Genomic DNA, 14,530 nt, shown 5'->3' on the forward strand with positions numbered 1-14,530 from the left:
ATTGGACGGTAGCGGTAAAGTTTGGTGTAAAAAAATTTTCGACGTGTAAAAGTGTAAATGACTGCACGCAAGAAAAATATGCACAGAAAGCTTAAGAAGCAGCGGCAAAATAAGGGGAAAGGGGTAGCAGAAAGAGTGAACGGAAATAATACTTTGGAAGTATTTGAAGATTGATGATAGCGATGAGGGAGCGTTTAAAATTCCATGCCAGGCGGAACCGCATAACTTATACCTTAGCCGGCCTACGAAAAACAAAGCTACCCCTTTACCGTAGCCCTTTGATGACCTTATAGCAAATCAACTTAATTTTGCTTACCAATCGGCAAATCCGGAGCCAAAACAGAAAACAAGTATTTGATTTATCGATAAATTATTGAATTCAAATTTTTTCTTTGAATCAAGGCACAACAATGCAGCAAATTTAAATTTGGTTTGTAATGGCTGTACCATCATTTAAAGTTCAAAATATAGCCGCCCGAAGGCGGCTAGGATTTGCCGAGTTTCTTGTTTCAACACACAGCCGCCCGAAGGCGGCTGAAAAAGCCTCCATTTCGCTCGGCAAAGCCGTTTCGCGTTTCAACACACAGCCGCCCGAAGGCGGCTGATAATGCGCTTGACATCGGCCAGCGCCTCAGAGTAGGTTTCAACACACAGCCGCCCGAAGGCGGCTGGCTGTTGGCCGTAGGCACAGGCGATTTCCAAATCGTTTCAACACACAGCCGCCCGAAGGCGGCTGAGGAGTTTTACAAAAACAAGCCCGGCAATCTGAAGTTTCAACACACAGCCGCCCGAAGGCGGCTGATCGGCTACTGTAAACAATATTGCTTACGGTAACGTTTCAACACACAGCCGCCCGAAGGCGGCTGGCCGTTTGCCAAATTGTTGGAAATGGCCGGCGGCATCAGCGTTTCAACACACAGCCGCCCGAAGGCGGCTGGCAGATATTCGTATTTTGTGGCGACCGAAAATTTAGTTTCAACACACAGCCGCCCGAAGGCGGCTGTCCGGTCATTGCGCCTTGCTCTTTAAGCAAGTCGAGTTTCAACACACAGCCGCCCGAAGGCGGCTGTTGTATAGTTGATACATGTTTTTTTCTCCAATGGGTTTCAACACACAGCCGCCCGAAGGCGGCTGTTGATAAAAAAATTAGAGAGGCTGCTAGTAAAGGGGTTTCAACACACAGCCGCCCGAAGGCGGCTGAGATATTCGTATTTTGTGGCGACCGAAAATTTAGTTTCAACACACAGCCGCCCGAAGGCGGCTGGACACCCTAACACGAAGACCCAACTCGGGTATGGTGTTTCAACACACAGCCGCCCGAAGGCGGCTGAAAGCTGCATTTTCCAGCATCTGTATGCTACCCTGGTTTCAACACACAGCCGCCCGAAGGCGGCTGTAGCAAAGGATGGTTTGTTGAAATCTGGGAAGTAGTTTCAACACACAGCCGCCCGAAGGCGGCTGGTGCGGCTGTATTGGGCGGCGCAATAAGGCCGTCTGTTTCAACACACAGCCGCCCGAAGGCGGCTGGCCACTAAAAAGGCCGTTTTCCACGGCCAATTCGTGTTTCAACACACAGCCGCCCGAAGGCGGCTGCCAACTTGGCATACATACCCGCGGCACCTAAGATGTTTCAACACACAGCCGCCCGAAGGCGGCTGCCTCGCGCATTATGTTGGCAAATACTTGCTGTTGTTTCAACACACAGCCGCCCGAAGGCGGCTGCCCCCCCAAAAATCCATAGAAATATGGATTGGTAGTTTCAACACACAGCCGCCCGAAGGCGGCTGGAGGCGGCTTAAGCCTTGCAATTTGGCATGATGGTTTCAACACACAGCCGCCCGAAGGCGGCTGCAGCTTTTCATTGTAAGATTTCGCCTCAATAAACAGTTTCAACACACAGCCGCCCGAAGGCGGCTGACGCCCGCGCGTTTCGCATGAGCGGCAATATCGCGTTTCAACACACAGCCGCCCGAAGGCGGCTGTTTAGTTACTTGTGTCATTTCAAAACCCATAAAAACGCGTTTCAACACACAGCCGCCCGAAGGCGGCTGTGCTCTTGATGAGAAACCTAAAGCACAGGCTACTGTTTCAACACACAGCCGCCCGAAGGCGGCTGTCCCCTACCCTCATCGCCGTTTCCAAAGCAAACAACTGTTTCAACACACAGCCGCCCGAAGGCGGCTGATCCGCCTTGATAGATGTCTCGGATTGTTTGATTGTTTCAACACACAGCCGCCCGAAGGCGGCTGTTAAGGCTGTGATAGAGCATGACCATTGGAAACGGTTTCAACACACAGCCGCCCGAAGGCGGCTGATAATCGGCGCTTGAATCGTTTGCCCTGCGGCAAGTTTCAACACACAGCCGCCCGAAGGCGGCTGCCTTGATACCGCGCCCCTTGCGGCGGCCTTTGTGTTTCAACACACAGCCGCCCGAAGGCGGCTGGCCGTTTTTGATGGTAAGACTTGGCGATACAAGGAGGTTTCAACACACAGCCGCCCGAAGGCGGCTGTAAAGCCGCTGCCGCGGCCAAATCCGCACAATCTGTTTCAACACACAGCCGCCCGAAGGCGGCTGCAGTCGCAAATAGGCGGTATACCGTCCGATGCAATGTTTCAACACACAGCCGCCCGAAGGCGGCTGGTTCGGTTTGCGTACCCGACATACGGCTCAACAAGTTTCAACACACAGCCGCCCGAAGGCGGCTGGGTAGCAATCGCGCCCTTTTCCAACTTCACGGAGTCAAGTTTCAACACACAGCCGCCCGAAGGCGGCTGGTTTAAGCGGTGTTTATCAATCAAAAAGGAAATTGTTTCAACACACAGCCGCCCGAAGGCGGCTGAGCCTCTTTGAAAATGCTTGCCAAACAAAGCATTCAGAGCCTTTGTGCGCTAACGTTTTCAAAAAAGCGGAACACGAGTATAGCACAGCCTTATTCTGCTCCACTCGCATATTTCAAGTTCCTGATTGTTAAAGAACAACTCCGCATCGCTAACCACCCCGCATTTTCATGAGAACCACGGGTTAGCGATTCACACGATCAGCGTATCTTGAAACACGTCCACCGCCGCCTTCGCGCCGTGGTGTTCCACCTTGCGCCGCCATTTGCTGCCCAGATGGTAAAAGCGCAGGCTGTCGGTTTCGGGCTGGTAGGTATCGAGCAGCTTGGCCTTCAGTTTTACCCACTGATCAGGCGTTACGTCGCACTCGAATACCGAATATTGCACGCGCACGCCGTAATCCAAGCAATGTTTGGCGATGCGCCGCAGCCTCGCCTGCCCTGCCGCGTCTTCCAGCGAAATATCATAAGTAATCAACATCAACACGCTATTTCCCCTTATTTCTTTTTCAGACGGCCTCAAATATAAGCGGAAAGGCCGTCTGAAAATGCCTGTCTGAAAAACTCAACGCATCAAAAACGGCGGATATTCCGCCAAATCCCCGCGCAGATGCCGCGCCAACAGCATCGCCTGAATATACGGCAGCAGGCCGATTTCTACTTCCTCCTGCAAAAACGGATGGATAATCTTCTCCTGCTTTTTCGCCTGAAGAGCCTGAAAAACCAGTTTGCGCGCTTCGGGTTTGATATTCACCGCGCCGCCGGCCTCATGCACAAAATCCTGCGGCTTGATTTGCCCGCGGTTAATCAGGGAAAGCACCAACCTGTCCACCCACCACGCGCGGAACTCTTCCAAAATATCCTGCGCCAAACTGTCGCGCCCCGGCCGGTCGGCATGCAGAAAACCCACCTGCGGATCCAAGCCCACGCCCTGCAACGCCCCGCTGATATCCTTGCCCAGCACCGCATACAGAAAAGACAACAGCGCATTCACCCCATCGCGCGGCGGGCGGCGGTTGCGACCGTCAAAATCAAAACCGCTTTTCTCCGCAAGCAAATGCCGGAATACCCCGAAATAACGCGCCGCCGCATCGCCCTCAATCCCGCGAACCTTGTCCAAACACTCCGCCCGCTTCAACTGCTGCAAAGAAAAATTCAACGCCGTTACCGCCGCCAACACCTCCGCATGCTCGCCATGATTACGTAAACGCCGCTGCAACACCCGCTTGGCCGACTGAATCTTCGCCGCAATCACATGCCGCGCAATCGGCACGGGATTCTGCTCCGACAGCCGATACTGCGCCCGCCGCAGCAACACATTACCACTCTGCCGCCCCTGCAAACGCCCCAAAAACCGACCGTTTTCGGTAAAAAACGCCAAATTCACATTGTTTTCGCCGCAAAACCCCATCAAAAAAGGCGACACCAACACGTTACCGAAACAAAAAATATGCCCGATCGCATGCACCGGCAACTGCGCCACCTTCTTGCGCTCCTGCTCCACCACCAGCGTTTCCCGCTCCTTATGCAGATAACTGCCTTGAGTGGTGATATAGAGCGTGTTTTGCAGTTTGCGCATGGTTGGAAAAACCTCTTGATTTTGAATACACGTTTGAATGACTTTCCGTTTAGGTCGTCTAAAAATATCTAAGGTTGCCATTAAGGCTGGTTATTCATTTAAAAGCTAGGCTTATTATTTTATTAGGTTAATTTTGCACAAGCCAACCTTGGTATAACAGGCGGTCATAAGCAATATCAATTTGACGAGGGGTGAATGATTTTTTATGCTCATTCCATTGATAAACACCTCTTCTTAAATCCTCCTTATCCATAATTCCATCTTTTTTAGCCAACCAATGCACAGTTGCTAACAACTCCAAACCATAAGATGACTCAAACCCCTCAACCAATTCGGTAACCTTCTCAAAATGAGCATAACTATTGACGTGTTTAGACAAGAACTGTTGTGCGTCTTCAATAGCTCCTGGTACAAGCTTTAACGGCTTATTCGGCATATCGCCACCATCAGCGTATCCAGAAATAAAATGTCCCTCTATTGCCTTTAAGACATGGCGTAAATTTTCCGCATAAGGCCCATAATGATGTTTAACATATTTTAAACGCAGATTTTCACCAGATTCCTGCATAAAATACATTAACTTATGCACTTCTAAGAGGGAAATATAGGGATCTAGCAATCCTTTTAAATAACGATTCATCAACTCAATCAAAGCAGCTCGTCCAGCTGTCATTTCTGGAACTTTTGTGGAATGATTCATTTTGGTAGTTTCAGGTGCACCACCCGGCTCATATACAAAAATTTTTACGTTTTCGACATGACTAAGTGTATTTTCAATCTGCGAGCGCACATCGTTCCAATCCAATCCGCCTAAACCAGATCCTAATGGAGGAATAGCAATAGACTGAATGTTTTTCTCTTGTATTACCTTTACCAAATCAATCAGTCCAATTTCAATATCTTCAATACGGCTTTTACCTCTCCAATGACGTTTTGTAGGAAAATTAATAATCCATTTTGGCAATACAAGCTGCTCTGTTTCAAAAACAAACATTTTTCCTGGTTTCAAAAACTCCTGCTTGCACGCTTGCTGATATGCTTTAAAATTTTCTGGATATTTATTTTTGAACTGCAATGCTATGCCACGCCCCATAACACCAACACAATTTACAGTATTTACCAAGGCCTCAGCATCACTTTCAAAGATATTGCCAGTTTTAAATTCAATCATGATAAACCTCCTATTAGTAATACCAAGTTGGCTCAACGGTTACTTGTGGTCGATGCTGTTGTCCTTGAAGTACATGCACAACTTGTCGATAAATACGATTTGAATGCACTCCGATATGTTCTATCAAATGCCAAGGAAGAGCGTTCTCAAATAGGAATTCTGCTTGTTTCCCCTCCTTGATACTTGGTTCTTGCCAATATCTGGCACCAACAGCATCCCAATTAATTTTATCATTCAATAGGTTTAAATCATTAAAATCTTCAAAATAGTTAGAGCCTGCATTAGAGTCAGTGAAAACCCAACGTTGTCTAGGGGATTGTGTTTTTGCCCATTGAACTACTTGTTCCAAATCAGCTTGCAAATGAATAATTGGCTCTTGGCCTCCCTGATATGCTAATTCAGAATTCCTACAATAAATCAAAAAAAGCATAACCGAACGAGGACAAAAATAAAACGGCACACAATCTCCAACATGCAAATTAGGATAGCTATTTAACGATTTTCTCAATCTACGTTCTTTTATATTGCTCAGCCCGATCATTGATCCGTTGTTTCCGCGCTGACTGATAATAGCATCACTTAATAAGTACCCATCGGCAAGAATAGAACCTAACCGATCTAGATGCACAATATGATAAATTTTGATTGGCATCATAGCTCCCTGTTTCACAATAAATATTTCAAAGCCTGTTTCATATTTTAATACCAAACTTCGATTTTCAAAACATCACTTAATCCCCAAACAACCCCGCCACATACCCCACCGACCTATCCCTATCCACCAACTTCGGCTGACAAACCTCAATCAACGAACAAGCTTTACAGCGTTTGCCATATTCTGGCGGCGGGGTGGTACCGCTTTCCAGAAGTTTGCGCACTTCGTCAATCACTTGTAAGGTTTGTGCCCGCAGGCTACCTGAAAACATCACCGGTACGCGGTGGCGGGTTTGCATATACCACAGCGCGCCCTCTGCAACCGTTTGTCCGGTCATTTCCTCCAAGCACAAGGCTTGGGCGCAGAGCTGGATTTCGTCGAACGGTTCGGGCTTGGGTTTGCCGCGTTTGTACTCAACGGGTTTCAGATGGCCTGTCTGAATATCACGTTCAACCATATCCAGCACGCCATGCACACCCAAATTTTCTGCCGACACATGCACGCTACGCTCGAAGCGCACGCCCTTGCGCGTTTCCGGCTCGCCGCCATCCACCCGCTCATGCAAAGCACGGCCTTGTGCGGTCAAATAGTTCTCCGCCCATACTTGTTCGTTATGAATCAAGGCACACTGGCGCGGACAAAAGGCGTAGTGTTGCAGGGCGGATAGCGGAATGTTTGTCATGGTATTTTTTCTCATCCATAAGCGCTTGTTGCGATAAAAAATGTCTATATAAAGCGCTTAATATGATCTGTTTTTATCATTGATAAACGCTTATGGTGAGAAATTTTCTCATCGATATATTCTTGGATATGCGCTTCGGGCCATCAAAAGCCATCCAAGACTTCAGGCTGCAAGTCTTCAAAGTTATCCAAATCATAACTGCCGTCTGAATGCACTTTGAGGCTGCCGTGTACTTTGGCGGAGGAATACTGGCCGGATTTGCAGTTGTGCTCCCACCAAATCAGTTTCAGCACCTGCATGCTGCCTTCCGGGCGGGCAGACGAAGCATCGCCTTCAAAGAGCTTGGTCAGCACGGTTTTGATTTTCTGCGCATCGGCATCGGAAAAGCCGGTGCGCTCGGCAAGCTGTGGCGACATGGCGCCGTAGGCAACGTAAATGCCTTTGTCCACGCGGTGTTTCATGCCCATGGTGTCAGAGCCGCGTTTGCTGCCGTCGCCTTCGCCGCTCACACTTTTGGTAATTTGGGTGCTGGTAATGCTAACCGGGTCAACGCTGAATGCGGACTGGATGGTGACCGGGCCGCGAACGGCAATGGATACGCCGGAAGCATCGTCGCTTTTACCGAAGGCAAATACTTGACCGAAACTGCGCACATCCAGCCATTTTTCGCAGGCTTTTTTGGCGGTTTCGTCTTTGTTCGCTTTTTTGGCATTAAATGCGTCTGCCCCCAAGCCGACTTCTTTGTCTTTGGCACGGTTGGCGAGGCTGGTCATGCCGTCGGTTTTCTTTTCGTCGGACTGTACGAAAATGCTTTCACCGCAGTCTTGCAAGCGGTCGCGGATTTTGCGCTTTAGGCATACGTCGGTCATTTCGCCAAAGCCGGAAAAGTCGGCACGCGGGCGGTTGCCGTTCAAGGGGTCGCCGTTGGGGTTGGCGTTTTGTACGCTGATAATCAGGGCGAAGTCGATTTTTTTGCTTAAAGACATATTATTTTCTCCAAAGGTTTCAGTTGTTTTCAGTTTCTTGCGTATCGGGCTGCGCTTGGGCATTGGACTGATTGCGATAGGCCATTTTTTGGCTGTGATAGCCCAATAAGAATTCGCCGTCCAACTGGGCATCCAACGAACAGCCGGTTTTATCTCTCAATTCATTTAGCGCAAACATGATTTCGTCGATTTCTTTTTCACGATTGCGCAGAAAGCCCATGTAGCGGTTATTGCGCAGGCGGTCTTTATAGGACTTGGTCAGATTTGCCTCAATTTGCAGCCAGGTGCTGAGCGGACGCACCACAAAACGCTGCATATAGCGCTCTGCTGTGGTGGCACGGTCTTCATCGGCAATTCGCAACGCGGTGCTTTCCAATTTTTCCGCAACCGCCAACAGCCTGCCGAACAAATAATCGCGCGAGCGGTTTTCAATATCTAAATCCATGGAGTAAGTCCTCTTTTGTGATGAATCATAATGACGGGCGCGCCAACCTTTGTATAAGGCGCAGGCAACACCGATATTCCGTTCCCATTCCCAATGCTCGCATCCGTTTGGGTTGCAGGCCGTCTGAAAACTTTTCCGCACCAAATCATCCGGTATCGGCACGGCTTGCCCACCGGCAATCACAGGCAACAAACGGGCATACAGTTGTTTTTTCAGCGTGTCATTCAGCGCAGCACCATATACGGCTTCACCAATTGCCATTGGCGACGGCGGCAATACCGCCCAAACAGTTTGCTTTTGTGCTTTTTTCCCTTGCTTTTGCTCTATGCTGTGGCGCTGATACCAAGAAAAATCGTCCACCCATGTATCCAAATTGGCGAAATAATCGATAGGTAAAAATTCTTGGTAATAAGTCAATGCCATGCGACCGGGCGTAGCCGAATCCAGCATCAGCAAAGAAATTTGCTCGTGCTCTTTCAATTCTTTTTTCATGCCGTGCAGTTTCTGCTTCAGAATCTGCGCAGCCTGCCTGCCAATATTGACTGACCAATCTACGCCGTTGTCTTCGACTACAGACGGTATAACTGATTCTTCCTGAACTTCAACGGCTCCGGTATCCAAATTATCCCAGTCAATTTCATAAAAGGTATCTTTCAACGGCGGCAGCACTTCTTTTCCGCTGAGTGCCCACGCTACCGTAACCTGATCACCATTACGGATGCCTTGGCGGGCAATCAGCCAACGCAGAGCTGCATGGGATTTATGGGAAATTTCTGCAGAAATACTGCTTGCCTGATTGGCCGTTTCAAAACGGCCTCTGTAGGTATAGCCTTCCTTGTCATTTGATGAAACAAGTTTGGCTTTATCACCTGTATAAGTTAATTTAGCAGGATGACTTTCTCTAATCTTTTCTTCATTGCCCGTTATGATGCAAAATTGACTATCCAATGTGCTTTGATAGTATCGTCCCCAATCCTGCTGGACCGACTTATCCTCCCATGTTGCAGAAACCAAATGCTTAGGGATCTCAACAGACCAAATTACAAGAGCTTTACGAATTTCATACTTCCCTTGCTCTTTAGTTAACACATTGAATAATTCAGGCTTTTTCCTCCCTTCATTTTCTTTTTCTATCCAGTTATCCAGCAAGTTGCCATTTTCATCAGTTGGAATGATTTTTTCTTTAATCAAATCCTCCAAAACCGTACCTTTGTGCAAATATTTTTGTATGGCAAGCACCTTGGGATTGAAAGTATCAAGACACCACTTATCTAATTGCTCAATATATAAATTAAAAATCAAGTCCTCTTTTTTAATTTTGACTTTTTTCTTTTTACCGTTTTTCCCTTCTATTTCTTGAATTTCTTCCTTGCTATAAGTCAGCCCCAAGTCTCTTGCAATATATTGCAAGCTATCTGCTAAAGCATGAGGCGCCAAACCGCTTGTCCGTCCTTCAGAGCTCTCCGTGACGGGCAACATTACGATTGGCTTATCTGTTAAAACTTTAGCGGATAAAAAATTACCTGCTTCATCCAAATTAATTTGAATATGAGCAGTTTGAGGGCTATGCCATAGAGGAGCTAGCTTATCCAAATCCAGTAGATCAGGATTTTTTTCAGCCGCTTCATACGTCCGATACAATTTTTGCATCCAACTCATAATCCCAACTCCTTCGCCTCTTCTTCTACGGCTTTCAAGTTTTCGCCGCGCTTAAAGGGCTTTTCAGGCTTCATTTCGCGGATCAAACGGGTTTTCAGACGGCCTGTGTCGTCGTTAACCCTTGGAAAAGTAATAATACCGTGCTGCATATTGGCCTGCCAAAAACGGCTGACCAATTCATGATTGCCGGTTTCTTCGGGATAGCCGAAACTGTGGAACATCAAACCGAAGTCGAGATTGTCGATGTCGTCGTAAAAACCTTCTCCGCTGCCGAATTCACATGGATCGACATAGCCTTGACAGTCGCGCGTGCCGAGAAAAATGTCCTGCCGCCCGCCGCGCTCCAGCATACGCTTGGCAATCGCCATGTGTTTACCTGCAACGCGGTCTGCTTTTAATTCTTCCCAGTTTTCGTTCCACTCAAAATGCGCTTCCACCTGATATTCCACGTCCTGCAAAAAGGTGTAAATCGCCAGCGTATTGCCGCCGTTCCAATCCAAAGGCTTGGTGGATTTGCTTTGTGTACGGATGGGCTTCATGACGCGTATGCGGTCAATATGCCAAATCAAGGTGGGCTTCCAGTAAATGCTTTTGACAATGCCTTTAATGGCTTCGTAAGTCGGCACTTGGTAACTGAATTTTTCACCGCCGATTTTGGTCACCGGGTCGGTAAACAGCGCCTGCCGCCCCCAAACGCGGAAACTGATTTGATTGTTCATGCCTCTCCTTTATAAATCGTAAAAAACCATTTCGCTGGTTTCATCTGCCGATAATCCATATTCGTCATTGTAGTAACGCTCGTTCAAATAATAAATACCCGTCCCGGCTAACACTTCCTGCACAGCCTGTTGCTCTTCAAGCTTGCGCCAAACATTCGGAAACACATTCACGCTGTATCGCTGCGCTTGTGCCAACAGTTCATATTTTTCTTGCGGATTCCACTCTCCGCACAGCTTGGCGATGAGATCCCTACCTGCCGCATAAGGCACAATCACGGCCCGGGTTGGCGCATCAATCACTTGAAACGCCTGCCCGGCACTTTTAAATGACTGCATCAGCAAGGGAAACGGTTTGTTGCGCCGATTATTTTTTGCCGCATAAGCATTTAAACGATTATCAGACAGCCAATCCAACAGGCTGCCTGAAGTGCTTTGGGGAGCCGGATAAACCATTTCGCTGCTGCGCTTGTAAAAGTAATACTCAAAATATTGATGCATTGCGGCAGGCTGCAAAATATCCTGCCCTTTAAACTCACGCAGTACACGCTCGGCATTACTTTGCCCGATGGCGATATCGGGCAATACTTTTTCAAAGTTCGGTTCCTGCAAATTCAATACATACACCTTGCCCTTACCGGCTTTTTCGCCATGCCGATTACAACGCCCCGCCGCCTGGGCGATGCTGTCTAATCCACCCAAAGCGCGTATGACACAAGCCATTGAAATATCGACACCCGCTTCGATTAACTGGGTGCTGATGCAAAGCACCGGCTCACCTTTTTTCAGACGGCCTTTGATAACAGAGAAAATTGCTCTGCGGTGCTCGGCGCACTGATTGGTGCTGAGATGGAATAAGGCTTCTTGGGGAACATTTTGCTCTTGGCAATATTGGTAGAGCTGTTGCGCCCAGCGTTTGGTATTAACGATAAACAAACAGCTTGAGGCCGTCTGAAACTGCTCCAGCAAAAATCTGCCTGCATCTTGCACAGACCAACCGCCTGATTTTGATTTGAATTCAATTTCCACGCGCGATAGTTCGGCAAACAGCTGATTTTTGGCCTGTTCATCGCCCATGATTTCGGAATTTTCCGCCAGCTTTAACTCACCCAATTCGGATTTCGGCAACTTGTCCAACAAAGGTTGAGTGGCAGTACACAACACCGCGCTGGATTTGCCGTATTGCGTGAGCCAGTTCAGCACATTGCAAAACAGATGCACGCATTTCACCGGCAGAGTTTGGATTTCATCGAAAATCAGCACACTGCGTGTCATCGGGTGGATATGCCGTGCACCACGCGTACCGCCGCCGAACCAGGCATCGAGAAACTGCACCATGGTGGTAAAGACAATCGGCTTGTCCCAGTTTTCAGACAGGAGTTTATTTTGCCAAGTCTGCTGTTCGGGATCGAGGTTGGAATGGTGCTCAAGCACCCATTCATCGCCAAGAATTTCGCGCACGGCTTGGGCATTCTGATCAATGATGGAGGTGTAGGGAATGATATAGATGATGCGGTCAAGGTCATGCTTTTTCGCATGGTGCAGCGCGTAACGCAAGCTCGCCAGCGTTTTGCCCCCGCCCGTCGGTACCGTTAACGTATAAATACCTTGCGCATCTTCGGCCCTGTTCAGACAGGCATCGGAAATATTGCGGCGAATCTGATCAATCGGATAACGGATTTCAAACTGGGACAAATGCGCCTCCAGCTTATCAATCGCGTCTTGCCAATCGGTTTTTTGCGTTAAACGCCGCAAGGATTTTTGATTTTCTCTTTCGAAATCTGCACTGTTGATACGGTCTGCATCAATCAGGCAACTGAACAGAAAACGGGTAAAGCAGCCGAGATAAAATTCCTCGATTTTATGGGGCGTCCGAATCTCGCCCGTCGCACGCTCCTGCTGAAAAGAAACGCTCATCGGCTCGATAGCAGGCCGCAAAACTGTGATGATTTGTTTGATCAAAGCTTCGCTTGCCAAGCATTCCGCTTGTTCTTTAACGGCAGCGTCGGCATTTTGTTCACATTCACTTAAATGGGTTTCCGCATCATCTTTATCAAAACGCTTGACCCAAACCGTTTCACCATTTTCAGGACTCAAACAATCAATCAGCCCCGCACCGTGATGCGAAGCAATGCACAAGCCCAGCATCTGCCCGCACAACTCACCCATACCATTTGTTTTCCCCGGGCTGCCTTTTACCGCCCCAAACTTCTTCAGACGGCGATACACCCATTGCGCACCGGCGGTGGAATGATCAATTTTGCCACCGCCGGGTAAAATGTCATCCAAATCCGTATCGGGATCGAAGCCGGTTACGGCTTTAATGTACTCCTGAAACGCTTCTGAGTACTTACCAAAATCATGCATCAACCCCAGCAGCTCACCGGCCAAATCCAAGCCCAGCTTGGCGGCCAACAGCTTGGCAATCGCAGCGGTTTCGGTAAGATGGGTGGCCACAGATTGAGGCGTATTATCGGAACGGCGGACATGAGCAATAAAATGTTCAGCCATTCATCTTCTTCCTAGTTACGTTAAATTTACATAAAAAAGCGGCAAACCTTGAAGCCATCTTTTCATATTTAGAGAAAAGGCTTTGCAAGGTTTGCCGTTTTTGTTCGGGCCGGTTTTCGGCGGAATGGGCGTAGTAAGTTTTGGTTTTCTCCATCATGTTTATTCCTCAGTTATTTTTATTTTTCAAATATTATCACAATCTTTAAAATAACAATTAATAAAAATCAAACCTTCTTTATATGTTGTACACATGCTTTCAGACAGGCATCCGCTCCCTGCTTGAATCATTTTCTTTATATAGGATAATTTATCCTTATATAATGAATTGATTATTCGATTCTGTTTTTCAAAAAAGGATATATCTTATGCAAACCATCAATATCAACGTCGGCGGCATGACCTGCGGCGGCTGCGTGAAAAGCGTTACCAAAGTGCTGGAAGCATTGAACGGCGTAGAAAAAGCCGAAGTGGATTTGGCCTCTGCCTCTGCAAAAATTACGTTCGATCCGGCCAAAGTGCAAACTGCCGAATTGGTTGACGCGATTGAAGATGCGGGTTTTGACGCTTCTTTGTCCCAATAAAGCGCAAAGGTAGTTTTCTATGGCTCAAGCCCGACGCATTTTGCCGAAAACGCCGTGGTCTGCGCCCGCGTGGTGGTCTTTGCGGCCGCAATCTTTGGCGATGTTGTGCTTTGCGCTGATTTTGTTCGGCGTGGGCGAGGGCATGCTGGTAAACGCTGCTTTGGGTTCTACGCCGTGGACGGTATTGGCGCAAGGTATTGTGGTGCAGAGCGGCCTCGATATCGGCACGGTAACGTTTTTAATCAGCGCGGCGGTATTGATGCTGTGGCTGCCTTTGCGCCAACGGCCGGGGCTGGGCACGGTATTGAATATGGTGCTGATTGCGGCGGTGTTGGGCGTGTTTGTGCAGTGGGTGTCTCCGCCTGCCGCTTTGGGTTGGCGGCTGCTGCAATGTGTAGGCGGCGTGGTGGTAATCGGCATAGCCTCGTCTCTGTATCTAACTTGTTATTTGGGTGCAGGCCCGCGCGACGGCCTGATGATCGGTTTGTGCCAGAAAACCGGTTGGCGGGTGGGCGTGGTGCGCACGATGATAGAAAGTTCGGTGTGTCTGACCGGCTGGCTGCTCGGCGGTGTGGTGGGTTTGGGTACGCTGCTGTTTGCGTTCGGTGTCGGCTGGGTGGTGCAGTTGAGTTTGCAGCAGATTGCCAAACGTTATCCGCAAAATCCGATTTAGGCCGTCTGAAAACCGCGACTGCTTGTTTTTGAATC

General features: G+C 48.4%; 11 protein-coding genes and 1 CRISPR repeat array. Of the genes, 2 read left to right on the forward strand and 9 right to left on the reverse strand.

Going from position 1 to position 14,530, the window contains the following annotated elements:
- The first annotated feature begins 573 nt into the window (after positions 1-573).
- A CRISPR array of direct repeats spans positions 574-2,840; the repeat unit is 31 nt; unit sequence GTTTCAACACACAGCCGCCCGAAGGCGGCTG.
- A 190-nt stretch (positions 2,841-3,030) separates the two neighbouring features.
- The 9 genes from cas2 to EL143_RS11495 form a co-directional block, all read right to left on the reverse strand.
- A complete protein-coding gene (cas2, locus tag EL143_RS11455; RefSeq protein ID WP_040667137.1) occupies positions 3,031-3,324 on the reverse strand; it encodes a CRISPR-associated endonuclease Cas2 in 294 nt (97 codons plus the stop codon).
- A 78-nt stretch (positions 3,325-3,402) separates the two neighbouring features.
- The gene (gene cas1c, locus EL143_RS11460) at positions 3,403-4,416 is read right to left on the reverse strand and encodes a type I-C CRISPR-associated endonuclease Cas1c (protein ID WP_085416226.1); all 1,014 of its coding nucleotides are present in this window, start codon (positions 4,414-4,416) and stop codon (positions 3,403-3,405) included.
- Between the two features lie 127 nt (positions 4,417-4,543).
- Positions 4,544-5,587 (reverse strand): type II toxin-antitoxin system antitoxin DNA ADP-ribosyl glycohydrolase DarG, encoded by a 1,044-nt coding sequence (gene darG, locus EL143_RS11465; protein ID WP_085416227.1) that lies wholly within the window; start codon positions 5,585-5,587, stop codon positions 4,544-4,546.
- A gap of 13 nt (positions 5,588-5,600) precedes the next feature.
- Positions 5,601-6,242 (reverse strand): type II toxin-antitoxin system toxin DNA ADP-ribosyl transferase DarT, encoded by a 642-nt coding sequence (gene darT / locus EL143_RS11470; protein ID WP_197719601.1) that lies wholly within the window; start codon positions 6,240-6,242, stop codon positions 5,601-5,603.
- 76 nt (positions 6,243-6,318) lie between these two features.
- Complete coding sequence (gene cas4, locus EL143_RS11475) at positions 6,319-6,924, reverse strand: CRISPR-associated protein Cas4 (protein WP_085416278.1); 606 nt, start codon at positions 6,922-6,924, stop codon at positions 6,319-6,321.
- A 143-nt stretch (positions 6,925-7,067) separates the two neighbouring features.
- Positions 7,068-7,910: a type I-C CRISPR-associated protein Cas7/Csd2 gene (gene cas7c, locus EL143_RS11480; protein WP_085416228.1), complete on the reverse strand. Its 843-nt coding sequence runs from the start codon at positions 7,908-7,910 to the stop codon at positions 7,068-7,070.
- A 19-nt stretch (positions 7,911-7,929) separates the two neighbouring features.
- Positions 7,930-10,014 (reverse strand): type I-C CRISPR-associated protein Cas8c/Csd1, encoded by a 2,085-nt coding sequence (gene cas8c / locus EL143_RS11485; RefSeq protein WP_085416229.1) that lies wholly within the window; start codon positions 10,012-10,014, stop codon positions 7,930-7,932.
- Positions 10,011-10,733, reverse strand: coding sequence for a type I-C CRISPR-associated protein Cas5c (gene cas5c / locus EL143_RS11490; protein WP_085416230.1), 723 nt, complete (start codon positions 10,731-10,733; stop codon positions 10,011-10,013). The genes cas8c and cas5c overlap by 4 nt, the downstream gene beginning before the upstream one ends.
- A 9-nt stretch (positions 10,734-10,742) precedes the next feature.
- Positions 10,743-13,241, reverse strand: a complete 2,499-nt coding sequence (locus EL143_RS11495; RefSeq protein ID WP_085416231.1) for a CRISPR-associated helicase/endonuclease Cas3 — start codon at positions 13,239-13,241, stop codon at positions 10,743-10,745.
- A 365-nt stretch (positions 13,242-13,606) separates the two neighbouring features.
- On the opposite strand from EL143_RS11495, the gene EL143_RS11500 reads away from it, so the two are divergent.
- Both EL143_RS11500 and yczE read left to right on the forward strand, forming a co-directional pair.
- The gene (locus EL143_RS11500; RefSeq protein ID WP_085416232.1) at positions 13,607-13,822 is read left to right on the forward strand and encodes a heavy-metal-associated domain-containing protein; all 216 of its coding nucleotides are present in this window, start codon (positions 13,607-13,609) and stop codon (positions 13,820-13,822) included.
- Between the two features lie 19 nt (positions 13,823-13,841).
- Positions 13,842-14,495 (forward strand): membrane protein YczE, encoded by a 654-nt coding sequence (gene yczE, locus EL143_RS11505; RefSeq protein ID WP_085416233.1) that lies wholly within the window; start codon positions 13,842-13,844, stop codon positions 14,493-14,495.
- Positions 14,496-14,530: the final 35 nt, after the last annotated feature.

The organism is Neisseria canis, assembly GCF_900636765.1.
Classification (GTDB): domain Bacteria; phylum Pseudomonadota; class Gammaproteobacteria; order Burkholderiales; family Neisseriaceae; genus Neisseria; species Neisseria canis.

Excerpts from the sequence above, each read along its gene's own strand:
- cas1c (WP_085416226.1), bottom strand. The coding sequence starts at position 4,416 with ATGCGCAAACTGCAAAACACGCTCTATATCACCACTCAAGGCAGTTAT.
- darG (WP_085416227.1), bottom strand. The coding sequence starts at position 5,587 with ATGATTGAATTTAAAACTGGCAATATCTTTGAAAGTGATGCTGAGGCC.
- darT (WP_197719601.1), bottom strand. The coding sequence starts at position 6,242 with ATGATGCCAATCAAAATTTATCATATTGTGCATCTAGATCGGTTAGGT.
- cas4 (WP_085416278.1), bottom strand. The coding sequence starts at position 6,924 with ATGACAAACATTCCGCTATCCGCCCTGCAACACTACGCCTTTTGTCCG.
- cas7c (WP_085416228.1), bottom strand. The coding sequence starts at position 7,910 with ATGTCTTTAAGCAAAAAAATCGACTTCGCCCTGATTATCAGCGTACAA.
- cas8c (WP_085416229.1), bottom strand. The coding sequence starts at position 10,014 with ATGAGTTGGATGCAAAAATTGTATCGGACGTATGAAGCGGCTGAAAAA.
- cas5c (WP_085416230.1), bottom strand. The coding sequence starts at position 10,733 with ATGAACAATCAAATCAGTTTCCGCGTTTGGGGGCGGCAGGCGCTGTTT.
- EL143_RS11495 (WP_085416231.1), bottom strand. The coding sequence starts at position 13,241 with ATGGCTGAACATTTTATTGCTCATGTCCGCCGTTCCGATAATACGCCT.
- EL143_RS11500 (WP_085416232.1), top strand. The coding sequence starts at position 13,607 with ATGCAAACCATCAATATCAACGTCGGCGGCATGACCTGCGGCGGCTGC.
- yczE (WP_085416233.1), top strand. The coding sequence starts at position 13,842 with ATGGCTCAAGCCCGACGCATTTTGCCGAAAACGCCGTGGTCTGCGCCC.